Annotated in this window: 23 protein-coding genes; 21 read left to right on the top strand and 2 right to left on the bottom strand. The window is 58.1% G+C overall.

Annotated elements, in window-relative coordinates; translation table 11 throughout:
- Positions 1-21: 21 nt before the first annotated feature.
- The 17 genes from Q8Q08_01345 to Q8Q08_01265 all read left to right on the top strand — a co-directional run bounded on the left by Q8Q08_01345 (position 22) and on the right by Q8Q08_01265 (position 16,652).
- On the top strand, positions 22-717 hold the full coding sequence (locus Q8Q08_01345) for a hypothetical protein (GenBank protein MDP2652655.1): 696 nt from the start codon (positions 22-24) through the stop codon (positions 715-717).
- 295 nt (positions 718-1,012) lie between these two features.
- A complete protein-coding gene (locus Q8Q08_01340; protein ID MDP2652654.1) occupies positions 1,013-1,600 on the top strand; it encodes a hypothetical protein in 588 nt (195 codons plus the stop codon).
- A gap of 131 nt (positions 1,601-1,731) precedes the next feature.
- A complete protein-coding gene (locus Q8Q08_01335; protein MDP2652653.1) occupies positions 1,732-2,493 on the top strand; it encodes a SprT family zinc-dependent metalloprotease in 762 nt (253 codons plus the stop codon).
- Positions 2,490-2,735, top strand: a complete 246-nt coding sequence (locus tag Q8Q08_01330) for a DUF167 domain-containing protein (GenBank protein ID MDP2652652.1) — start codon at positions 2,490-2,492, stop codon at positions 2,733-2,735. The genes Q8Q08_01335 and Q8Q08_01330 overlap by 4 nt, the downstream gene beginning before the upstream one ends.
- 20 nt (positions 2,736-2,755) lie before the next feature.
- Complete coding sequence (locus Q8Q08_01325; GenBank protein ID MDP2652651.1) at positions 2,756-3,202, top strand: GatB/YqeY domain-containing protein; 447 nt, start codon at positions 2,756-2,758, stop codon at positions 3,200-3,202.
- A 19-nt stretch (positions 3,203-3,221) separates the two neighbouring features.
- A complete protein-coding gene (locus tag Q8Q08_01320) occupies positions 3,222-4,001 on the top strand; it encodes a polysaccharide deacetylase family protein (GenBank protein ID MDP2652650.1) in 780 nt (259 codons plus the stop codon).
- A gap of 37 nt (positions 4,002-4,038) precedes the next feature.
- A complete protein-coding gene (locus Q8Q08_01315) occupies positions 4,039-7,317 on the top strand; it encodes a hypothetical protein (protein MDP2652649.1) in 3,279 nt (1,092 codons plus the stop codon).
- Between the two features lie 160 nt (positions 7,318-7,477).
- The gene (locus Q8Q08_01310; GenBank protein ID MDP2652648.1) at positions 7,478-8,473 is read left to right on the top strand and encodes an AAA family ATPase; all 996 of its coding nucleotides are present in this window, start codon (positions 7,478-7,480) and stop codon (positions 8,471-8,473) included.
- Positions 8,474-8,552: 79 nt separating this feature from the next.
- The gene (locus tag Q8Q08_01305) at positions 8,553-9,485 is read left to right on the top strand and encodes a DUF58 domain-containing protein (GenBank protein ID MDP2652647.1); all 933 of its coding nucleotides are present in this window, start codon (positions 8,553-8,555) and stop codon (positions 9,483-9,485) included.
- Positions 9,482-10,054 (top strand): hypothetical protein, encoded by a 573-nt coding sequence (locus Q8Q08_01300; protein ID MDP2652646.1) that lies wholly within the window; start codon positions 9,482-9,484, stop codon positions 10,052-10,054. The genes Q8Q08_01305 and Q8Q08_01300 overlap by 4 nt, the downstream gene beginning before the upstream one ends.
- Entirely contained in the window at positions 10,051-11,049 is a 999-nt protein-coding gene (locus tag Q8Q08_01295) for a VWA domain-containing protein (GenBank protein ID MDP2652645.1), read from the top strand. The genes Q8Q08_01300 and Q8Q08_01295 overlap by 4 nt, the downstream gene beginning before the upstream one ends.
- Positions 11,049-12,056 carry a VWA domain-containing protein gene (locus Q8Q08_01290; protein ID MDP2652644.1) on the top strand — a complete coding sequence of 336 codons (1,008 nt, stop codon included), beginning with the start codon at positions 11,049-11,051 and terminating at the stop codon, positions 12,054-12,056. The genes Q8Q08_01295 and Q8Q08_01290 overlap by 1 nt, the downstream gene beginning before the upstream one ends.
- A complete protein-coding gene (locus tag Q8Q08_01285; GenBank protein ID MDP2652643.1) occupies positions 12,053-13,057 on the top strand; it encodes a tetratricopeptide repeat protein in 1,005 nt (334 codons plus the stop codon). The genes Q8Q08_01290 and Q8Q08_01285 overlap by 4 nt, the downstream gene beginning before the upstream one ends.
- Positions 13,058-13,066: 9 nt before the next feature.
- Positions 13,067-14,902: a BatD family protein gene (locus Q8Q08_01280; protein MDP2652642.1), complete on the top strand. Its 1,836-nt coding sequence runs from the start codon at positions 13,067-13,069 to the stop codon at positions 14,900-14,902.
- Positions 14,899-15,669, top strand: coding sequence for an SH3 domain-containing protein (locus Q8Q08_01275; protein ID MDP2652641.1), 771 nt, complete (start codon positions 14,899-14,901; stop codon positions 15,667-15,669). Before Q8Q08_01280 ends, Q8Q08_01275 begins: the two co-directional genes overlap by 4 nt.
- 15 nt (positions 15,670-15,684) lie before the next feature.
- The gene (locus Q8Q08_01270; GenBank protein ID MDP2652640.1) at positions 15,685-16,116 is read left to right on the top strand and encodes a DUF4288 domain-containing protein; all 432 of its coding nucleotides are present in this window, start codon (positions 15,685-15,687) and stop codon (positions 16,114-16,116) included.
- A complete protein-coding gene (locus Q8Q08_01265) occupies positions 16,113-16,652 on the top strand; it encodes a hypothetical protein (protein ID MDP2652639.1) in 540 nt (179 codons plus the stop codon). Before Q8Q08_01270 ends, Q8Q08_01265 begins: the two co-directional genes overlap by 4 nt.
- On the opposite strand, the gene lpxB is transcribed toward Q8Q08_01265, so the two are convergent.
- Positions 16,643-17,776, bottom strand: coding sequence for a lipid-A-disaccharide synthase (gene lpxB / locus Q8Q08_01260; protein ID MDP2652638.1), 1,134 nt, complete (start codon positions 17,774-17,776; stop codon positions 16,643-16,645). The genes Q8Q08_01265 and lpxB overlap by 10 nt on opposite strands.
- A 31-nt stretch (positions 17,777-17,807) precedes the next feature.
- Positions 17,808-18,752 carry a Gfo/Idh/MocA family oxidoreductase gene (locus tag Q8Q08_01255; protein ID MDP2652637.1) on the bottom strand — a complete coding sequence of 315 codons (945 nt, stop codon included), beginning with the start codon at positions 18,750-18,752 and terminating at the stop codon, positions 17,808-17,810.
- A gap of 259 nt (positions 18,753-19,011) precedes the next feature.
- On the opposite strand from Q8Q08_01255, the gene Q8Q08_01250 reads away from it, so the two are divergent.
- The 4 genes from Q8Q08_01250 to pyrH all read left to right on the top strand — a co-directional run bounded on the left by Q8Q08_01250 (position 19,012) and on the right by pyrH (position 23,341).
- Entirely contained in the window at positions 19,012-20,811 is a 1,800-nt protein-coding gene (locus tag Q8Q08_01250; protein MDP2652636.1) for an ABC transporter ATP-binding protein, read from the top strand.
- 441 nt (positions 20,812-21,252) lie between these two features.
- Positions 21,253-22,056, top strand: a complete 804-nt coding sequence (rpsB, locus tag Q8Q08_01245) for a 30S ribosomal protein S2 (GenBank protein ID MDP2652635.1) — start codon at positions 21,253-21,255, stop codon at positions 22,054-22,056.
- A gap of 39 nt (positions 22,057-22,095) precedes the next feature.
- Positions 22,096-22,629 carry an elongation factor Ts gene (tsf, locus tag Q8Q08_01240; protein ID MDP2652634.1) on the top strand — a complete coding sequence of 178 codons (534 nt, stop codon included), beginning with the start codon at positions 22,096-22,098 and terminating at the stop codon, positions 22,627-22,629.
- A complete protein-coding gene (gene pyrH, locus Q8Q08_01235; GenBank protein MDP2652633.1) occupies positions 22,622-23,341 on the top strand; it encodes a UMP kinase in 720 nt (239 codons plus the stop codon). The genes tsf and pyrH overlap by 8 nt, the downstream gene beginning before the upstream one ends.

The following is a 23,341-nucleotide window of genomic DNA, read 5'->3' as shown; positions in this document are numbered from 1 at the left end:
TTAACCTGTCAGGAGGGACATATGAGAATGTTGAGGTGGGTCATGCTGGCCTGTGTTGCCGGAGGGCTTTTTTTGTCCGCCGCCGGAAATTCTCCGGCCCAGGAAACGTTGGAATCCGCCTTGGCGAGGGAAGGGTTGACGTCCCAGGAGATGGCGGATGTCGTGACGTATTATTACCGGGATTTCCAGCCCGACAAGCTGGTCAAGGTCCTGAATGTGATCCTGGCGCAGGATGAGGCCGCGAACGATCCCATCCATTTTCAGCCATTCGCGCATTTTATCGCAACGGCGGCCCGCGACAACCCGGATTTGTTGAAAAAGCTTCAGGACCTGGAAGCCCGGCAGTCAGGGGTTTCCAAGACCCTTGTGGCGCAGATCATCGCGCAGACGCTGGATTTCCAGTCGCCGGATCCGTCGTCGCCGTTTTTTCTGGATTATCTCTGGGGAGAATTCCTCGCCTCGGGGTCTGAGGCCCCGGTCCGCAAAATCATCAGCGCTCTGGATCACCAGTGGCCCGACAAGGACGCCAAGCTTTCGGATGAGGATGTCGCCAGGGCCCTGACGCACAGCGCGGCCCGCTGGTCGCTGGCGTCCAATGCCCAGCAACACCCCCTGGTTAAGGAGATCATCCAGAAAGTCTTGTCCGAACCGGGGAGTGAAGCGCTGAAGGGCGAACTGGAAGCGGTTTTGAAAGATAGCGCTGAAATTCAAGAGTAGGCGTTGTAAGGGTTTGGGTGCTTCACCGAGTTTTTTTCGGGCCTTGGGAAAAGGAGGGAGGGCTGGAAATTTTCTTGCCTAAACCCCTCTTTTGAGCTATACTTTTTTCATCTTTCGAGTCATCCATACAGCTATCACGGCTGTATTTTTTATTTACTGAATTGCTCAGGAAAAGCGCGATTGTCAGAGGGACAAGGACGTGTGAAATATGGCGGAAACGAACGCAGAGGGAGAAAGAAAAATGGACACGGAAAAGAAACCAGGCAGGAAAGTACCTTTTTTCAGGATTTTTTCATTGGTAGTCCTTTTGGGCCTGGTCATCTGGTCTTTTGAGCTTTACCGGATGAACTACGAGAGCATGGAATCTTCCAACCGGATACTGATGGGGATACTGGACGACCAAACAGCGGTCACGCAGTCTTATATCAAGGAATTAACGTCTATCCGGAAGAACCTCACGCAGACGGAACAGCTTCTGGCCCGGGTCCAGGAGGAGAACAAGCGCTTGAATCAGCAGGTGGAGCTGGCCGGAGAATTTTCCCAGCTGCAGAAATCGATCGCGGATTTGAAGGCGGAAAACGCCCAAATTTTGGCTGACATCAGCCTGATGAAGAAGGAAAACGGAGATTTCAATTCTGTCGGCGAGGGCCGCGATATCATTGCCAAATTTCGCCAAAAGATCCATAACGTCAAGGTCCGGATCGGTGAGATCAAGCATAACACCGCCCTGGAACGCGTCCTTGCCCAGAAGGAAAAAGACAAGCTGGAATCTCTCCTGGGCAATAACGGCTTTCTGGTCAAAAACGGCGAGGCCCTGCCGGTGAATCCCCGGACGGCCGACCGGTCCAAAGATATCAAGGTCGACGTCACGTTCGTTAAATAACCGGGGCCATGCCCCGGCGAGACTGATCATGTCCTGCCGTCTGTCAGCAAATCTTCCGGATTTTTGCTGAATTCCCTTCGTGCATGGTATACAATACGTCTGTTTGTTGGATTTTTTAGAGACGTATGACGATGGCCAACCCCAAAATTATTTTGTCTTCCGGGCCCGCTGAACTGACAACGTCCTGCGGGCTTCTTCATTACGAGATGGTTCGTTCCAGGCGCCGATCGCTGCAGATCAGTATCCGGGACTCGTTGACCGTCCGGGTCTGCGCGCCGCGGCTTCTTCCTCAAAAGGAAATTGAGCGGTTTTTGCGGCAGAAGGCGGCCTGGGTCTTCCGTAAACTCGGGGAAGTTCAAGAGCGCAGGGACATTCTCGCGGCAAAAAAATACGAAGACGGATCGGAATTTCTTTTCTTGGGCCGCCCGTACCGCCTTGCGGTCTCCTGGAACGGGCTCAAGACGGCCCGGATCGCCTTCGACGAATCGGGTTGGACGGCGTTTCTCCCGGACGGCACGGCGCCGGAGAAAATTTCCCGGCAGATCAAGGATGCGCTCGTCAAATGGTATCGGGCCCAGGCCCTGGAGGTCCTGGGCGGGCGGATCTTTCACTATGCCCGGATCATGGGGCTTGAGCCTTTGAAGATCACGGTCCGCACGCAAAAGCGCCTTTGGGGGAGCTGCCATCACCGGGCGAAATCCATCAATCTCAACTGGCTGCTCATCCTCGCCCCGATGGACGTCATCGACTATGTTGTCGTCCATGAGCTCTGCCACCTGAAAGTCCCCAACCATTCCAGGCGTTTTTGGTCCTGTGTCGGCCGTGTCCTGCCGGATTTCCGGGAGCGCCGGCAATGGCTGAAAACCAATGCCACGGACATGGTCCTGCCATGAGCACTCAACCCTCTCCCTCCCAGACGTTTGAAGTCAAGGTCGTGCCCAATGCCCGCAGGAACCTTGTCCGGCAGGAGGAGGGGAGGTATAAGGTTTACCTTTCGGCCCCCGCTCTGGATGGCCGGGCGAACGCGGCCTTGGTGGAGGTCCTGGCCGAACATTTCGGCGTGAAAAAGTCCCGGATCGAAATCATAAAAGGATTGCAATCAAGAAATAAAACGATTAAGATGTTTCCTAATTGATATTTATAAGAGGAGGGACCATGCTTGAAGAGAAAATCAACAAAGACTTCCTGCAGGCCATGAAGGACGGCGACGCGGTGCGCAAGTCCACCTTAAGCTTCCTTCGCGCCCAGCTCAAATACCTGATGATCGAAAAGAAGGCCGACAAGCTCGCGGATCCGGACGTTATCGCGGTGATCAAAAAACAGGCGAAACAGCGGCAGGATTCGATCGAGCAGTATCAGCAGGGCGGGCGGGCCGATCTGGCGGACAAGGAAGCGAAAGAATTGGATATCCTGAAGTCCTATTTGCCCCAGGAAATGGGCGAGGAGCAGATCCGGGCCGCCATTTCCGAAACCGTCAAAGAATTGAACGCGACCGGAATGAAGGACATGGGAAAGGTCATGCAGGCCGTGATCGCCAAACTGGCCGGCCGCGCCGACACCAAATCCGTCAGCGAGCTCGTGAAAAAAGCCCTGGCCGCGTAATTACCATTTTTCTGCCACCATGCGATTTCCCAGAGCGTTACTGTTTGCCGCCTGCGGCCTCTTTGTTCTCGTGGCCGCGGCATCCATCACTCTGTCCGGGACGTATACGGTCCCGGTCATGATGTACCATCACGTGGCGGTTTCCCACCCGCCGGCGGCCGACTATGTTTCTCCGGAGAATTTCCGCAGGCAGATGGCCTATTTAAAACAGAACGGATATAAGGTCATCCGGATGGAAGATCTGGTCAACGGGGTCAAGGCCGGGAAGACATTCCCGCCCAAAACCGTTGTCCTGTCGTTTGACGACGGATACATTGACAACTATAAAAATGCCATGCCTGTGCTCCAGGAGTTCGGGTTCCCGGCGATTTTTTTTGTTTCCCCCAACATGACGTTCCGGGACGGTTTCATGCGGTGGTCCGAACTTGTCCATCTCCGGAAGGCCGGCTTTGATTTCGGCAGCCACGGCATGACCCAGGCCTACCTGCCCGGGCTCTCGGCCAAGGAGCTGGAATACGAGGTGCGGCAGAGCAAGCGGATCCTGGAAACCCGGCTCAAAATGCCGGTCCGGATTTTCGCGTACCCGGTCGGCGGGTTTACCGACGACATCAAGGCGTATATGCGGGACAGCGGTTATCTGGCGGCCGCGACCACCAACCGCGGCAAGGACCGGTTCGACAGGGACATTTATGAGATCAATCGCATCCGTTTCAGCGACAAGGACGTTTCAAATGTGGTCCTTTGGATGAAGTTGTCCGGGCATTATAATCTTTTTCGTAAATTGAAGCAGCCGTATTGACGGCTGGCGCGAGATCCGCAGCAGAAGAGAGGCATCCATGAAAACGTCTCCGTCTTCCAAATCCGCAGTTTCCTGTCATCTGGATGGCAACGGGTGTTTTGTCATCGAGGATTACAACCAGAGCAAGCCTTTCAGTAATTTTTTCCCTGGTGTCGCCGGCGCGTGGGGCATCCCGATGTGGGTGTTTTACGTCAACCGCGGGCAGTGCGTTTCCAGCTTCGGCATCGAAGGCAAGGACAAATCTCTGCTGGAGTTCCAGCCGGCTAACAAGGCCTACCGGCTGACCTCCCTGCAGGGGTTCCGCACGTTTTTGAAGATCAAGAGCGGCAGGAAACAAATTTATTGGGAGCCGTTTCAAAATGCCGGCCCCGGCCGCCAGATTTTGTCCATGACCGCCCACGACCTGACGATCGAAGATACGCATCCGCAGACCGGGGTGGCCGTGCGCGTGAATTATTTTACCGTTCCCGGCGAGTCTTTCCCGGCCCTGGCGCGCCGGGTGACCGTCACGAACAACGGACGCGTGCCCTGTGAGTTCGAGCTCGTGGACGGGCTGCCGGTGTTCATGCCGTACGGCATTTCCGAATGGGTCGCGAAGAACATGTGCCGGACTGTCGAGGCTTGGGTCAAGGTTTATCTGGTGAAGGAGAAAACCCCGTTTTATCACCTGAAGGTCGAGGTCGCGGACACTCCGGCCGTGAAGCATATCCGGGAGGGGAATTTTTACGTGAGTTTCCAGACGGAGAAGGCCAGACCCCGCCTGCTGGACATGATCGTCGAGAACGCCTGCGTCTTCGGTCAGGCCACGGATTATGTTGCGCCGCAGGCCTTTCTGTCCGCGGGGTCCTTCCGTGTCCCGGCCCGCCAGCAGACCAGCAACCGCATGCCGTCGGCGATGACCTTCCTGAAAGGGCGGCTCCCCGGCAAGGGTGGGCAGGTCCGGTTCGCCAGCGTGATCGGGCACGCGCAGAGCAGGGATCACTTCGCGAAGATATTGCGCCAGATCACCCAGCCGGATTACCTGGACCGCAAGGCCCGGGAAAACCAGGCCGAGATCGACCGTTGCAAGCAGTTCGCCCTGACGGTCAGCTCTTCGCCGGAATACAGCCTTTACTGCGGGCAGACATTCCTCGATAACGTCCTTCGCGGGGGCCTGCCGGTTTCGCTCAAAACGGGTGAGGGGACCGTGACGCTCAACATTTTCAGCCGCAAGCACGGCGACCTGGAGCGCGATTACAACAGTTTTGTCCTGGCCCCGACGTGGTTTTCCCAGGGCAACGGCAATTACCGCGACGTCAACCAGAACCGGCGCAACGACGTGTGGTTCAACCCGGATGTGAATGACGCCAACATCGTGAATTTTTTGAGCCTCGTCCAGGCCGACGGATACAATCCTCTGATTGTGAAAGGGCTGTCATTTTCCTGCCAGGATGCGGACCGGATGGAAGGCGTTCTGCGGTCCTGCCTCTCCGGGGATGTCCGGCCGTTCGCCGAGCGGTTGAAGGATGGGCTCCAGCCGGGAGAGCTCCTGCACCAGGTGGCGCATTCGGGCCTCTCGTTGAAAGTCTCACCGGTCGAGTTTTTGTCCCGCGTTCTGGAGATTTGCCACAAACAGGAGAAAGCAGACCACGGCGAGGGGTTCTGGGTCGACCACTGGGCCTACAACCTGGATTTGATCGAAAGCTACCTGGCCGTCTATCCCGAACGACTGCGCCGGTTGCTGCTGGAGAGAAAAGTTTTCGGCTTTTACCACAATTCGCATTATGTCCTGCCCCGGGACCAGCGTTACCTCCTTACCAAGAACGGCGTGCGCCAGTATCATTCCGTCAAGCACGGTTCCAAAGAGGAGATCCGGGTCCATGAGACCGGGAACAAGCTCCGTACCCAGAACGGGCAGGGGGAGGTTTATCAGACGACCCTGATGGCCAAGCTCCTGTGCCTCGCGGCGAACAAGGCGGCGACCCTTGACCCGGGCGGGATCGGGATCGAGATGGAGGCGGACAAACCGAGTTGGTATGACGCCCTCAACGGGCTGCCGGGATTGCTGGGCTCGTCTTTGTGTGAAACGTTTGAGCTCAAACGTCTGTGCCTGTTCATCCTCGACGCGCTCAAGGGCCTGGGGATCAAGGACGACGCCACTGTCCATGTTTACGCCGAATTGGCCGCGTTCATTCACGAACTCAAGAACATCCTCGGGGAGCCGGACCCGTTGACGTACTGGAACAAGGCCAATACCGCCAAGGAGCAGTACCGCGCCCAGGTCCGGCAGGGGATCTCCGGCAACGAAAATCATCTGGCGGCGTGGGAGATCGTTCAGTTCCTGAATTTGATCATACAGAAGATTGACCGCGGGCTGGAATCCGTCAAAGACCGCCGAGGTCTTTTCCCGACCTATTTTTATTATGAGGTCCTGGAACACGAGACGCTGGACAAATGGCACCACGACTGCCCCTATGTGCGGCCGCTGCGTTTCAAGCGCCATGACCTGCCGCTGTTCCTGGAGGGGTTTGTCCATGCCCTGCGCGTGGTCCCGTCCCCGGATCAGGCCCGGCGGCTCTATCAGACCCTTCGCAAGAGCGAATTGTTCGACACAAAATTGAAGATGTACAAGGTCAACGCCGGCCTCGCCGACGTCACGGAGGACATCGGCCGGGCCAGCATTTTTCCGCCGGGATGGCTGGAGAACGAATCCATCTGGCTCCACATGGAGTACAAATATCTGCTGGAACTGTTGCGGGCCGGTCTTCCGGAAGAGTTTTACACCACGTTCCGAGACGTCCTGGTCCCGTTCCTCAAGCCGAAGACCTACGGCCGCAGCACTCTGGAAAATTCATCCTTTATCGTCAGCAGCGCGCATGAGGACGCCGCCCTGCACGGCCAGGGGTTCGTGGCGCGGTTGTCCGGAAGCACGGCGGAGTTCACGCACATGTGGCTGTGGATGAACGTGGGCCGCCGGCCCTTCCGGACGGACGGCCAGAACCAGATTGTGTTCCGACTGGAACCGACGCTGCCGGGATGGCTGTTCACGAAAAAAGTCGACGACGTCACGTTCGCCGGCGCCGAAGGGAAGCCCCGCCGGATGACCGTTCCCAAGGACGGATTCGCCTTTATGTTCCTGGGATCGATCCCCGTGATTTACCGCAATCCCAAACGGCTTGACACGTACGGCGCCGGGGCCGGCCGGATCCGTGAAATCCGGATTTATTATCCGCAAAACAATCAGCCCGTGGTCATCAAGGGCCCGGAGGTCCCGTCCCCGCACGCCCTGGACATCCGCAACCGGCTGGTGGAGAGGATCGAGGCGGACCTGGGATAAGCATCCTCTTGACAACTGCGGCTTGTTGAATAAAATATTTTTTCAAGCAGGGACTTCCGGGAGTCGAAGGAGTCCTCAGCTTTTCTTGAATAGGATCAAGATTTCAGTCGGGATAATTCTGGGATGATCGAGGGGGAAGTTTAACGGAGGGAGACGCGCTATGACGGAGATCAATATCGAGGCGATCAACGAGAAGGTCAAACGCGAAAGCCGTTTCTGCGAGGCCATCCAGCTTGAGACCGAGAAGGTCATCATCGGGCAGAAGTATCTGCTGGAGCGGCTGCTCGTCGGGCTGCTGGCCAACGGGCACATCCTGATCGAAGGCGTGCCGGGGCTGGCCAAGACCACGGCGGTGAAGACCCTTTCGTCCACCATTCAGACCAAATTCCACCGTTTGCAGTTCACTCCGGACCTTCTCCCCGCGGATCTGACCGGCACGCTGATCTTCGACCAGCGCAGCGGGTCGTTCAACATCAAAAAAGGCCCGATCTTCGCCAACATCATTCTCGCGGACGAGATCAACCGCGCTCCCGCCAAGGTGCAGAGCGCTCTTCTGGAAGCCATGCAGGAGCGGCAGGTCACGATCGGCGAGGAGACTTTGAAACTGGAAGAGCCGTTTCTGGTTTTGGCCACCCAGAACCCGATCGAGCAGGAGGGAACGTATCCTCTGCCCGAGGCCCAGGTCGACCGGTTCATGCTCAAGCTCAAAATCACGTACCCGACCAAAGACGAAGAGCTCAAGATCCTTCAAAGGATGTCCTTCACCCGAACGGATTTTCATGTCCAGCCTGTGGTGTCTCCGCAGGATATCCTGCGCGCCCGTCAGGTCGTGGACGAGATTTATATGGATGAAAAGATCGAGAAATACATCGTGGATATTGTGGAATCCACACGCCATCCGGAGGATTATGACCTGGCCGATCTCAAGGGCCTGATCCAGTATGGCGCATCCCCCCGCGCCACTATCAACCTGGCCCTGGCCTCCAAGGCCTATGCGTTCCTGCAGGGCCGCGGCTATGTGACGCCCCAGGACGTGAAATCCATCGGCATGGACGTCCTGCGCCACCGCGTCATCGTCAGCTACGAGGCCGAAGCCGAGGAAAAGACCTCCGAAGACATTGTTCAGAGAATTTTTGACGAAGTGGAAGTGCCTTAGGAGCGGACAGCGTTTAGCGAATAGCGGATAGGGAAAAATTTTACGCTCTACGCTAAACGCTTCCCGCCATGCGCTGCCTATGATTCCCAAAGACGTTTTCCAGAAAGTCCGCAGGATCCAGATCACCACGTCACGCATGGTGACGGACGTTTTTGCCGGCCAGTATCACAGTGTGTTCAAGGGCCGCGGCATGGAATTCGACGAGGTGAGGGAGTACCAGCCCGGGGACGACATCCGTTCCATCGACTGGAACGTCACCGCCCGGACCGGCCGCCCGCACATCAAGAAATACGTCGAGGAGCGGGAGCTCAGCGTGATGATCCTCGTCGATGCCTCGGCGTCCTGCCAGTTCGCCACCGTCAACCAGCTCAAAAGCCGGCTCGCCGCCGAGATCGCGTCCCTGCTGGCCTTCAGCGCGATCCGCAACAACGACAAGGTCGGATTGGTGATCTTCACCGACCGCGTGGAAAAATACCTCCCGGCCCGGAAAGGGCTCAAGAATGTCCTGCGCGTCGTGCGGGAAGTCCTGTATTTCCAGCCCCGGCGTCCGGGGACCGACATCACCGAGGCGCTGGAATTCTTGAGCAAGGTCACCACCCGCCGTTGTGTCGTTTTTGTCATCTCCGATTTCCTGGAACCGCCGGCCCCCAAGAGTGAACTTGTCACGGCCTCTGTGGATACGACATCCCTGCGGACGGCCCTGTCCATCGCTGACCGGAGGCACGATGTCATCGCGGTGACTCTGACCGACCCCCGGGAAAAAGACCTCCCGGATTGCGGGCTGATCACGATCGAAGACGCGGAGACCGGAGAGCAGGCGGTGGTGGATACCTCGGAGAAGCGGGTGCGGGAAATTTACCGCCAGGAGGCCTCGTCACGTCTCCAACGGAGAAACCGGCTTTTTGCATCTGTCGGGGTCGACCACATCGAGTTGACCACGGATGCTCCTTACCTCAATGAGATGGTCAAATTCTTTCTGAAACGCCGCCGCCGGCTGAGGCACGCGTCATGAGGATCCTTGTGGACATATCGGCTGTCTGGGCCTCGTCCAATGCCATTGTGGAGGATATCCGCGACGTCAAGGCGCCTGTGGATGTTCCGCACAGTTATTTCTGGATGATGTTGATGTATTTTATTCTGTTTACCCTCATCGCCGCTCCCCTGGCAATGTTTTTTGTAGACTGGATCCGGAAGGCAAGCCAGCGTCAGGCGCCCCGCGTCGCGGCCTGGGACGCGGCGTTGGAGCGGCTGGGGCGTCTCCGCCAGGACAATCTGCCGTCCCAGGGCTTGGCGAAAGATTATTACACCCGGTTGTCCGACATTGTCCGCCGTTACGTTGAAGAGCGTTTTCAGATCCACGCCCCGGAAATGACGACCCAGGAATTTCTCAGCCGGCTGGGTGAGTCCGGGTCCCTTTCGGCGGACCACAAGGGTCTTCTCAGGGATTTTCTGGGCCGGTGCGACAAGGTCAAGTTCGCCAAGTACGGTTCCAATCCCGAGGAGATGGAGGCGAGTTTTGATTCGGCGAAACGGCTGGTGGAGGAGACGCGCGTGAATCCCAAGGAACATTTCGTAAAATGATTTTCAAAGACCCCTGGATAACGATCCTGATCCCGTTTCTGCTGGTGTTCATTGTTCTGTTCCGGTCGGGGCAAAGAATTCCCGGCATCCGTTTCCCGTCAAGGGATCTGCTCGGTTCGCTGGGGCGCACGTGGAAGACGCGATTCCGGGGAATCCCTCTGGCCCTTCGCCTGCTGGCTGTCGCGATCGCGGTGCTCGCCCTGGCCGGGCCCCGCGGCGTTCTGCAGGAAACCGAGTTCAAGGCGGAGGGGATCGACATTGTCCTTCTGCTCGATGCGTCGGGCAGTATGCGGGCGCAGGATTTTCAGCTCGGCGGTTCGTCTCGCAGCCGGCTTTTCGTGGCCAAGCAGGTGGCGAAGGAGTTTGTCGAGGGCCGCAAGAACGACCAGATCGGGCTGGTGGCCTTTGCCGGTGTGGCTTACACCGTCAGTCCCCTGACCACGGATTACGGCTGGCTGAAGAGAAATCTGGAACGCGTGGAGGCCGGCCTGATCTCCCCGGACGGGACCGCGATCGGTTCGGCGATCACCTCGGGGCTGGCCCGGCTCAAGAACAGTCAGGCCAAGAGCAAGGTCATGATCCTGTTGACCGACGGCGTCAATAACGCCGGAGATATTCCTCCAGAAGAGGCGGCCAGGGCGGCCAAGGCCATGGGGATCAAGGTCTATACCATCGGTGCGGGCAGCGAGCAGTCGGTCCTGACCCCGGTCCGGGACGGATTTGATTTGACCTACGTGTTCAAGAACGTTGCGGAAATCGATGAGGCGACCCTCAAGGGGATCGCGTCCGCCACGGGAGGAAAGTATTTTCGGGCGGCGGACACGCAGGGACTCCGGGAAATTTATAAGGAGATCGACGCCCTGGAAAAAACGAAATTGGAGATCCAGGGGTATAAAGAATACCAGGAAATGTTCATCTGGTTCCTGCTGGCGGCTGTCGCGGCCCTGGCCGCGGAATTTTTCTTGTCGAACACACTATTTTTCAGGATCCCTTGATGCGTTTTGAACAACCGGAATTTCTTCATGGCTTATGGCTGGCGGCGCTGGCGGGGCTATTCCTTTTTTGGGCGCTGAAACGCAAGCAGAAAATTCTGCAACGTTTTGCCCAGCCGCATCTGGCCGAGCATCTGGCCGCGAGCTGGGACCTCGCGCAGGAAACGCGGAAGATCCTTTTGCTCTGCGGCGCCCTGGCTCTGGGCGTGATCGCGGCGGCCCGGCCGCAATGGGGCTTTGAATTGCAGGAAGTGAAACGGCAGGGGATTGACATCCTTTTGGCGATCGACGTCTCAAAAAGCATGCTGACGGAAGACGTCAAGCCTAACCGCCTGGAGCGGACGAAACTGGCGGTCAAGGACCTGATCAAAAAACTCAAGGGCGACAGGATCGGCCTGATCGGGTTCGCCGGCGACGCGTTTTTGTTCTGCCCGCTCACCGTGGATTACGGCGGATTTTTGCTCAGCCTGGAGGACCTGGACGTGACCTCGGTGCCCCGGGGAGGCACCAACCTGTCCCAGGCCATGTCGGAGGCCCTGAAAGAATATGAAAACGTCCCGGCCAAATACAAGGCGGTGGTGATCGTGACCGATGGGGAGAACCTGGAGGGTGATCCCCTGGCCATGGCCCGGCGGGCCAAAGAGAAAGGCATCAAAGTTTATTGTGTGGGGATCGGCACCAAAGAGGGCGATCTGGTCCGGGTCCAGGACATGGTCGGCGGGCATGAATTCCTGAAAGATGAGAACGGCAATTTCGTCAAGTCCCGGCTCAACGAAGATCTTTTGCAGAAGGTCGCCCTGGCCACCGGCGGGATGTATGTCCGGGCCAGCGGGGCCCAGTTCGGCCTGGATATGATCTATGACCGGGAACTGGCGAAGATGGAGCGCCGTGACCTGGAGACCCGTGTGGAGAAAAAATACTTTGACCGGTTCCAGGTTCCGCTGGCCCTGGCCCTGGTCCTCCTGGTTTGGGAGACATGCCTTGTCCCCAGAAAGGCAAAGTTCATATGAGGCCCTGCGTTTTCTTGATGGCGGCTTTGCTCTTTTTCTCAGCACAGACAGCCGGCGCTTCCCAGACGTCAAAATATGTGGAACAGGGCAATGCGTATTACCGGAACGGGGAATACGTGTCGTCCCGGGCGAGTTATGAAAAGGCCCTGCGAAAGGACGAGAATGCGCCGCTGGTGAATTTTAATCTGGGCACGGCTTATTACAAGCTGGGGGATTATCCCAAGGCCGCCGGGCATTTGCAAAAATCGCTGTTGGCCGATGATCCCGGGCTTCGCCAGAAGACGCACTATAATCTCGGGAACGCCCGGTATAAAGAAGGCGTGATGAAAGCCGGCCAGGACCGCAAATTTGCGATCAAGACGCTCGAAGATTCCCTGCGCCATTACGAGAGGGCCATGGACTTGGACCAGCAGGACGCCGACGCAAAATACAATCATGACCTGGTGAAAAGAGAGCTGGACCGTTTGAAAAAAGAGGAGGAACGAAAGCAGGAATTCCCGAAGTATCCTCTCAAAATGCCGGGGATGGGGAAGAATGACAAGGTCCCCTTTTCCAGCGCCATGAACAGCGCGAAATCGAATCCCCAGCCGTTCGGGAAGGGCAAGGAGCAGATGGAAGATTCTCTGCATGACGGCGAGAGCCCTGACCAGGAATCTGACCCCGACGGTCGTCAGCAGGATCCGCAGGAAAATAAAGAGCAGGCCGCCGGGGATGAACAGCCGCGGGGCGCGCCGGAACAGCAAACGTCCCCGGATGCCGAGCCCTATGGGGCTTCGCAAAAATCCGGAGAGGACCAGGCCGGAGACTATCAGAGGGCTCAGGCCCCGCCGGAACAGGGGACATCGGCCATGACCGCCCCGGACGAAGGCCAGGGGGGAGAATATTCCCGCAAACATGCCGAGCGGCTTGTGGATCATTATCAGCAGAACCAGGAGCCGCGCGGCCTGCTGAATTTCGTCCGCGGCAAAGGACGAAAAATTCCTGTTCTCAAAGACTGGTAGATTTTTGCTATGAACACAGAGCATCAAAATTTGAGGAGAACGTTCCGACGGACGGTCCGGTCCCTGGCGGGGATCGGGGTGGCAACCCTTTGCCTGGCCTCTGCGGCACTCGCGCAGGACATCACGTTCAAGGCCGAAGTGAGCAACTTTCAGCCGGAAGCCGGCGAGACCGTCCAGCTGACATTGACCTTCACCGGAGTCCAGGCCATGCCGCCGATCCAGCTCCCGGACATCAAGGGCGTGAAGGTCCGGTTCGTCGGGCCCTCGACCAAATTTGTTGTCGTCAACGGCCGGTATTCGAGCACCGTCTCATATATTTATCATCTTTTTCCCGAACAGGCCGGACAGTATGAAATCCCGGCGGTCACGGTCACGGTTGACGGGAAAAGCTACTCGACCGATCCGATCACGCTCAACGTCGCGCCGGGCGGAGCGGTTCCTCCCCAGGCCGCCGGCGTCGGAACGGGCATGAGCGGTAAAGTTTTTCTGGTTTTGAGCGTGCCGAAACGCGAAGTCTATGTGAACGAAAAGGTCCCCCTGACCATCAAGCTTTACATCGCGCAGAATGAGAACGTCCGTCCCGTGTCCAACATCGATTTCAAACGCGAGGGATTCGACGTGGACACCAAGCTGGATTCCCGCCGTTACGGCCAGGAACTGGGGGGAGAGGCCTACGAGGTCATCGAGTTCAAGGCCTACGTGTATCCCCGCCAGACCGGAAGCCTGACGCTGGGTCCGGCCGAACTGGTTTGCCAGATCCTGGTGGACACGGGGCAGAGTTCGTCCCTGTTTGACGATCTTCCGGGCATTTTTCAGGATGATATTTTCAAGGGGATCCTGTCGCAGGAATGGCGCTCGGTCAACGTGAAGTCGGCGGACCTGGGCCTTAGGGTCCTGCCGGTGCCGGAAGACGGCAAGCCTGCGGATTTCTCCGGAGCCGTCGGCCGTTTCGATTTTGAGGCCGCGGTCAACCCGGCGGAGGTGAAAGTCGGCGACCCCCTGACCGCGCGTTTCCAGGTGTCCGGCGACGGGAGTTTGAAGGACGCCGTGATGCCCCAGTTCAAGGACCAGGAACACTTCAAGGTCTATGACCCCCAGGTCCGGGAGGAGGACGGCAAGAAGGTCCTGGAACAGGTCGTGATCCCCAAGGACGCCGCGCTCCAAGAAATCCCGGCGGTCTCCTTTTCATATTTTGACGTGGAGACCGGGCAGTACAAGACCGTCACCCGCGGGCCGTTTCCCGTCAAGGTCAGCCCTGCGGCCGCAGAGTCCGGTGCCCCGGTGGTGGCCGTCCCGTCCTCCGAACCCGAGGGGAAGGAAGTTCTGGGCCGGGACATCAGCTTTATCAAGGAACGGCCCGGGCGTTTTCGCCCGGTCGGCCACCGGGTTTATCACGCCTGGTGGTTTTATGTTCTTACCGCGGCCGGCATCATCGGGTGGGTCGCCGCCGACGCGGCCTACCACTTCAAGCACCGGATGCGGACCGATCAGGCCTTTGCCCAGAAACTCACCGCTCCCCGGAAAGCGCGGAACAATCTGGCCCGCGCCGAAGGCCTGCTGCGCAAGGGGGTCCAGAGGGACTTTTATGACGCGCTTTTCAAGACCCTGCAGGATTATCTTTCGGAGAAATGCGGCGTGGCGGCCGGGGCGATGACGACCGGAGCGATCGGCCGGGCCCTGGAAGATCTGTCGGTCTCCAAGTCGGTGGAAACCAAGATCAAAAACATCCTGCAGGATTGTGAAATGGTCCGCTACGCGGCCGTGGATCTGGACCAGGCGAAAATGTCATCGAGCCTGGCCGCGTGCCGGGATGTCATTGATTATTTTGAGAGGTCTCGCCGATGAAAAAGATCCCTGGAATATTTGCGGTCCTGGCGCTGTTGCTCCTCTCTGTCTGCGGCCTGCGGGGTGTTGCCGCCGCCGGGCCGGGAGGGAAGGCCGATGAGGCATTGACGCTGTTTGTCAAGGCGGGCATGGCCTACAAGGACGGGCATTATGACCAGGCCGCCGTGTATTACGAAGAGATCGTGCGCAAGGGGCTGGAAAGCGGCCCGGTCTATTACAACCTGGCCAACTGTTATTTCAAAAAAGGCGCGCTGGGGAAAGCGGTCTTGAATTACGAACGCGCGGGAAAATTGATCCCCCGGGATCAGGATTTGAAGGCGAATCATGAATACGCGCTGTCCCTGCTGGACGTCCCGTCCATCCCCGCCACCGGCGCGGAATGGCGGGAAAAAATCGCCGGGGCGCTGGCTTTGTTAACCGATGAGGAGATGATTCTTTTGGCCCTGGCCTTCGCGTTTTTGGCGGCGGTTCTCCATCTGCTGTCTCTCCAGAGAGGCGGCGGCCGCGGGCTCCCGGTCCTTTTTTGCTGCCTCGCCCTGCTGTTCAGCGCGGGATTCGCGGTTTCGGCCGGAGGAGGGAGGGACAACGCCCTGGCGGTGGCCAAAACCAGCGCCCGCTTTGAGCCGAGGGAAGAAGCCACTGTGCATTTTGAAGTGCCGGAAGGGCAGAGGATCAAAGTGCTCAGGGCCGAAGGCGCGTGGACAAAGATCGAGCGGGCGGACGGCAAGGCCGGCTGGGTGCCGTCGCCTGCGGTCGAGAAAATTTGAGCATCGGAGCCCCGTATGAAATGGTTCGCCGTGAAGACCCTGTACCGCTCGACGGTCGAGACCCGGCCTGAAAAGCCGGACCTGTTTTACGATCCTGACGCGACCCTGGTGGAGGAGAGGGTCCTGTTGATCAAGGCCAAAAGCCGGGGGGAGGCCCTGGACAAGGCCGGGCGCGAGGCCGGGGACTATGTCCAAAAGACAAAATGTTTTAATCCGTATAACCAAGAGATCCTGACGCGGCTTTTGCCGTTCATGGACGTTTATGAGCTCTCCGGAAATCCCGGCGATAAAATGGAGATCTTCGCGACCACGCGCCTGATGAGCTGCCGGATCCCCGACCGCAAGGTCGCCCAGGTCTTGATCGGCCCCAAGGCGCATGATAAGATGGACAGCAAAAGAAAAAAATTCATGAACCGCGACTATCAGCCCCAAGACGGTGACGCATGAAAGTTTTTCCCCGTTTGTTTTTATGTTTTGTTTTGCCGGTCATGGTCATCTTCCCCGGGAAGGGGCTGCCCGATGCGGCCCCGAAATCCGTGACGTTCGAGCAGAAATGCCTGGACGAGGCCAAGAAAAGCGGAAAGTGCCCGGAGTATTGCGAAGTCCGCTGCGCCCCGGGGCAGGCTGGCCCGCAGTGCGAACCCCGGTGCCAGCCCCGGGCGTGCTTTCAGATTCCTGCGGGGAGCTGCCCGGCGCTGTATTGTGAGCTTGTGCCGGACTGCTCCGGGGGAAAGGCCTGTTATGAGCGCAGGAGGGACGAACTTCCGATGTGCGGCGACACGGGTTACCCCTGGCCGGACGCCGAATGCTGCGACGGGATGGTGCGGCGTTGCGGGATCGATTTTATCGACGGAAGATGCGACATGGAAGGGAAAAATTCGACTTACGCCGCGCCGGTCTGCCTTCCCTGCGGCGACGGCACCTGCGGGCAGTTTGAGAACAAATGCAATTGCCCCGAAGACTGCTCCCCGGCTTACCGCTGACCGTTCCCGGACAAAAGTTTCAGGACGGCCTGCGCGGCCCGCGCGCTCGCGCCGGGCGGGCCCAGGGAGGCCCGGACGTCTTCCAGCCGTGATTTGATTGTTTTAAACCGGGTCTCGTCATTCCACAGCGCCAGCAGTTCGCGGGCGATGGCCGGCCCCGTGGCCTGGAATTGGATGCATTCCGGAACAATTTTTTCTCCCGCCACGACGTTCACCAATCCGATGCAGGGAATTTTGATGAGAAGGCGCGCCAGGACCCAGGTCAGGACAGCCGTCCGGTAGACGACGATCATGGGTTTGTTGAGCACGGCCGTTTCCAGGGTCGCGGTACCGGACGCCACCAGGCACGCGTCGCACCGGTTCAGGGCGTCATGCACGTTCTCCCGGACGATGTCCACCTTGAAAGGGAGATCAAGGACAAGGTCTTCGATCATTTTTTGAGGGATGGTCCCGGCCTTGAGCACGGTGAATTTTGCCGACGGGATCTGATCGCGGATAAGGCGCGCGGCCTTCAGCATGGGAGGGAGCAGGTTCTGGACCTCTTTGTGGCGCGAGCCCGGGAGCAGGCCGAAGACCGGCGACGCCCGGTTGACCTCGGCGCGCGGCCGGGGAAGCTGATCGATGAGCGGATGCCCGACCCATTCCACGGGGACCCCGTGTTTCGCGTAAAAATCCTTTTCGAACCGGAACAGGACAAGGATGAGATCGGTGAATTCTTTCATCAGCCGCACGCGGTTTTCCTTCCAGGCCCAGACCTGGGGGCTGATGTAATAAACGACGGGGATCCCGCGTTTTTTCAGCTCGCGTGCCATCCGGAGATTGAACCCCGGATAATCCACCAGGATGACGCAGTCCGGCCGGACCTTCTCGGCCTTCCGCAGGAAATCGTCGAAGATCCGGCGGAACTCGCCGTAATGCTTCAGGACTTCCACGAACCCCACCACGGCAAAACGCGTCAGGTCCTCAAAGAGCTCCACCCCGCCGTCCTTCATGGTCCGACCCCCGAGCCCTGAAGCCCGGATGTCCGGGGAGAGAGCCTTGAGGGCGGCGACGAGGTGCGCCGCGTGGATGTCGCCGGACGCTTCTCCGGCGATGATGAAAATATGTTTGGCTGGATGGGTCACTATCGGGGATGCGCCCGGGGTGGGGCGGTTATCATTTTTCGGCAAAGACCTTCTGCCGCGCGTTGATGATCATCTGGCAGATGTCGATCGCGACCTTCAGGGCCTGGCGTCCCTCGACGCCGGAAACCACCGGCGGCTTGTCGTCCCTCACGCATTCGATAAAGGATTCCAGCTCTTTTTTTAGGGGCTCTTCCTTCTCGATGGGGAGGGCGTGTTTGAAAATCATCTGCTGGTGTTTTTTGTAGATGAAGGCTTCCTGCTTGACGTAGTCAAGGGAGATGTAGGCCTCGGGGAGGAATATGCGGATTTTCCTCATGACTTCTTCCGAGACGCGGCTGGCGGTCAGGTTGCAGACACAGCCGTTTTCCATGAGGATCCGCACGCTCGCGATGTCTTCCTGGTTCGTCAGCACGTTGACGCCGACCGCGTGAAAATCTTTCACCCCGCAGGCGTTGAGGCCGAGGACGATGTCGATGTCGTGGATCATCAGGTCCAGCACCACCCCGATGTCCAGCGACCGGTTTGGAAAATTGTTCAGCCGGTGGCATTCGATGAAGAGGGGGTTTTTCGTGAAATGTTTGATCGCCAGGTAGGCGGAGTTAAACCTTTCAACGTGCCCGACCTGGAGCTTGAGATTTTTCCGTTCGGCCAGCGCGATGAGTTCATCGGCCTGCTCTACGGTCGTGGTGATGGGCTTTTCCACAAAGGCGGGAACACCCTGAGCCAGAAAAAACTTGGCGATTTCGTGGTGCAGGGAGGTGGGCACGCAGATGTTCACCGCGTCCACCCGGCTGGCCAGGTCGCGGTAGTTCTCAAAAAAGGGAACTTTGTAGTGTTCGGCCAGCTTCTGGGTCCGCTCCGCCTTGATGTCGCAGACCCCGGCGATGTTCACCAGGGAGCCAAGCTCGCTGTAAACTTTGAGGTGGCGCGCGCCCAGGTGCCCGATCCCGATGATGCCGACGTTCAGCTTTTTCATGGTGGCCAGGGAGTTCCAGTATCCCGAGAAGATGGATTTAAACCATATGATCGCAATGAGTTGCGTGCTCCGGCCTTTCGGCCTGAAAACGGCGCTGGAAAATATTTTCCTTCAGCCGCGTTTCAAACGACTATAACAAAGACCTCGACAAAAGTCAACCGATATGCTAATATCGAACATTTCGCGGGGTCATACGATCCCCAAGACAGCAATTTTCCTGCCTGGCGCGGCCGGCAGGCCGGCGCCGTCCATCATACCCATGAAAAACTATTTAAAGCTCCTCAGGTTTCTCAAAGGCCACAAGCTGATCTTTTCTGGCGCGGTCCTGGCCATGCTGGTCTCCAGCGTTTTTGAAGGCATCCAGCTGTCCCTGCTCGTCCCCCTGACAGACCGCATTTTCACGCAAAAACCCATCGTCCTGCCCTCCGGCAAGATGCCGTCTTTTGTCGTGGACATGGTGAATTATCTTAACAGCATGGACCCCGATACGATGTTCGCCCTGACGCCGATCGTGGTTCTTCTCCTTTTGCTGATCAAACACGTGTTTGTGTATTTTTATCAGTATCTGATGAACGATGTTTCCCAGAGGGTGATGCGCGACGTGCGCCAGCAGTTGTATGCCAAGATCCAGTCGCTGTCCCTGGATTATTTCAGCGAGAAACGGACCGGGGAGTTGATGTCCAGGATCACCAACGACGTGTCCGCCATCGAGAACGCGGTGTCATACGGCGTGACCGACCTTTTCCGCCAGACGTTCATGATCGCGATGTACATCGCGATCGCGTTTTCCCTGTATTTCAAGGCCGCCCTGATCATCTTTTTTGTGTTTCCGTTTATCGGCTATCCGATCAGCCTGATCGGCAGGCGCCTGCGCAAGCTGTCCAAGCAGTCCCAGGAACGGATGGCGGACATCAATTCCATCATCCTGGAAACGATCTCCGGCATCAAGGTGGTCAAGGCCTTTTGCACGGAAGATTACGAGCGCGGCCGCTTCCGGGGCAAGAACCACGATTTTTATAAACTCAAGATGAAATCGGTGCGCCGCCTGCTCTGGCTCGCGCCGATCACGGAAATTTTTGGGGCTGTCTGCGGGGTCCTTTTGATCCTTTGGCTCGGCAAGGAGGTCATGGCCCAGCAGATGTCGTTCGGCGTGTTCGTCCTGTTTTTCGGGTCCATCATGTCCATCATCAGCCCGATCAAGAAACTGGGCAACGTCAACGCCCTGACCCAGCAGGCCCTGGCCGCCAATGACCGCATTTACGAGATCCTGGACCAGAAGCCGTCGGTGGAGGAAGCCGCCGGCGCCCGGGCCCTGCCGCCGATCACGCGCGGGATCGAGTTCCGCGGCGTGTCGTTCCAGTATGAGGACCGGTCGGGACAGGTCCTGAAAGACATCAACCTTGAGATCAAAGTCGGGGAGCTGGTCGCCATTGTCGGTCCGACCGGGACGGGGAAGACGACCCTGGTCAACCTGATCCCGCGGTTCTACGATCCGTCCCGCGGCGAGGTGCGGATCGACGGGATGAACCTGAGAGAGGTCTCGTTCCCGTCCCTGCGGCGGCAGATCGGCATCGTGGCCCAGGAGACGTTTTTGTTCAATGACACGGTCGGCGCCAATATCGCCTACGGGTATTCCGATGCCAGCAAGACGGAAATCGAGGCGGCGGCGCACAAGGCCTATGCCCACCATTTCATCGATGCCATGCCGAACGGTTACGACACGGTGATCGGCGACAGGGGGTTCCGGCTGTCGGGCGGGGAGAAACAGCGTATCGCCATCGCGCGGGCCATTCTGAAAAACCCGCCGATCCTGATCCTGGACGAAGCCACGTCCCAGCTGGATTCCGAATCGGAAAAATACGTTCAAAGGGCCCTGGATGAGCTGATGGAGGGACGCACCGTCATCGCCATCGCCCACCGCCTTTCCACGGTGGTGAACGCGGACAAGATCGTCGTCCTTGAGCAGGGCCGGGTGGTCGGCCTGGGCCGGCACGACAACCTCCTGAAGACCTGTCCGCTTTATCAGCGGCTGTATGAAACCCAGTTTATGGTTACGTGATCCGGCAACCCGTTGGACCATTTAATGGTTGCAATAAAAAAGATTTTTGGGTATACTGATTCACAACTTTATCCGCCCGCGCGGAAAATCACAGGCCTTGCCTGTGGCTTTTCGCGGCGGTGGGGCGGGTAACCCTCGGCGATTTGATTCCCCCCCAGGGGAATCGGCAGAGGGTCAATTTTAAAGGGACGGCTTTCGGAACGAAGTGAAGGAAAGCGTGTCCGCGGATGCCATCCGGCAGGGGCCGGGAGGGTCCGAGCCAATCAAAACACCTGTGTTCACTTAATGACGACATGACTTGCGGAACGAAAGTGAACGCAAGTCATTGTCGGAATTAACCCCGCTGCTTGTCCCGCAGCAACGCAAGGGACAGCGGGGTTAATGATCCCCGCGCTGGAAGCGGGCGGGATCGCCTCCCACAGGTGTCGATCGGAGGATGTAATGACAGAAGAACTGTTGAAGACGTTGTTGGAATGCGGGGTCCATTTCGGACACCAGACCAGGCGCTGGAATCCCAAGATGAAAAGGTTCATCTTCGGCGAGCGCAGCGGCATCTACATCATCGACCTCGAAAAGACCATCGAGCATCTCAACATCGCCCGGGATTTCGTCCGGGGGGTGGCCGCCAAGGGCGGGACGGTCCTGTTCGTCGGGACCAAGAAACAGGCCCAGGACGTGATCGCCGCGGAAGCCAAGCGCTGCGAGATGCACTTCATCAACAACCGCTGGATGGGCGGTCTCCTCACGAATTACCAGACAATCCGAAAATCCCTGGAAAAACTTGTCAGCATTGAAAAATTGGAAGCCGACGGGGTCCTTCTGAACCTGACCAAGAAAGAAGTGGCCAAGATCAACAAAGAGCGGGATAAGCTGCTTCGCGATCTCGGAGGGATCCGGGAAATGAAGACGTTGCCCCAGGTCATCTTCATCGTGGATTCTAAAAAAGAAGAGATCGCGGTCCTGGAAGCGAACCGCCTGAAGATCCCCGTGATCGGGCTCATTGACACTAACTGCGACCCGGATTTGATCCAGTATCCGGTCCCGGGCAACGACGACGCCCTCAAGTCGATCCGGCAGATCACCGTGATGATCGCGGACAGCGTTCTGGAAGGCCGCAGGGAATTCATGACGGCCGAGGCCATCAAGTCCAAGGACGCCGTCCCGGCCGCCAAGGGCGCGGCGCCGCAAGAGGGTCCGTCCGATGCCACCGCGAAACAGGACGAGCCCAACGGCGTTGTTAGGTAGAATTTTTCTCTTTTTGATAATTGAAAGGAAGGTCATTCCATGGTTGTTTCAGCTGATATGATCCGAGAGCTCCGTGAACTCACGTCCTGCGGGGTGATTGATTGCAAAAAGGCCCTCGAAGAAACGCACGGCGATCTTCAGAAGGCGAAAGATGTTCTCCAGAAAAGGCGGGGGGCGGAAATCCTCGCTAAAAAAGGCGACCGCCTGGCCAAGGAAGGCCGCGTGGAGGCGTACGTGCATATGGGCAACAAGCTGGCCGCGCTGGTGGAAGTCAACTGCGAGACGGATTTTGTGGCGCGCAGCGAGGAATTCTGCAAATTCACCAAGGACCTGGCGATGCACATCGCCGCCAAGGCCCCCAGGTATATCCGCCGGGAGGATGTCCCCCAGGACGTCCTGGCGGCCCAGCCGGATCAGAAGACGTTCCTCAAGGAGACCTGCCTTTTGGACCAGACCTTTGTCCGCGACGAAAGCATCACCATCCAGGATTATCTGAATTCCCTGGTGGTGAAGATCGGCGAAAACATCCGTATCGGCCGTTTCCTCAGATATAAGGTGGGGACGAGTGAATAAAAGCCCTGTCTACAAGCGGGTCCTTCTCAAGCTCAGCGGCGAGGCCATGATGGGCACCCAGGAGCACGGGATCGACGCCGAGATGTGCGCGTCGCTGGCCAGCCAGATCAAGGAAGTCTGCCAGATGGGGGCCAAGGTGGCGCTGGTGGTCGGCGGCGGGAACATCTTCCGCGGCCAGGTGGCCTCCAAGCGCTTCGGCCTCGACCGTTCGGTCGCCGATTACATGGGCATGCTCGCCACGGTCCTCAACGGCCTGGCCCTGCAGAACGCCCTGGAAAAGGTCGGCGTTGCGACCCGCGTCATGTCCGCGATCCAGATGCACGCGGTGGCCGAACCCTACATCCGCCGCCGGGCCATGCGGCACCTGGAGAAAAATCGCGTGGTCATTTTTGTGGCGGGGACCGGAAATCCGTATTTCACCACCGACACCGCGGCGGCCCTGCGCGCGGCGGAGATCGACGCCGACGTGATCATGAAGGCCACCAAGGTCGACGGCGTGTACACCGCCGATCCGATGAAGGACAAGACCGCCAAGAAATTCCAGGAATTGCGTTTTATCGACGTCCTCAAGAAGAACCTGAAGGTCATGGACGCCACAGCCATCAGCATGTGCATGGACAATAACCTGCCGATCGTCGTGTTTGATCTCCTGAAACCGGGCAACATCAAAAAAGCGGTGCTGGGCGAGAAAATCGGAACCATCGTCCATTAA

The sequence above is a fragment of the Candidatus Omnitrophota bacterium genome, from assembly GCA_030688425.1.
In the GTDB taxonomy this organism is placed as follows: domain Bacteria; phylum Omnitrophota; class Gorgyraeia; order Zapsychrales; family JANLHA01; genus JAUYIB01.
This window is presented reverse-complemented; position numbering and strand designations above follow the sequence as displayed.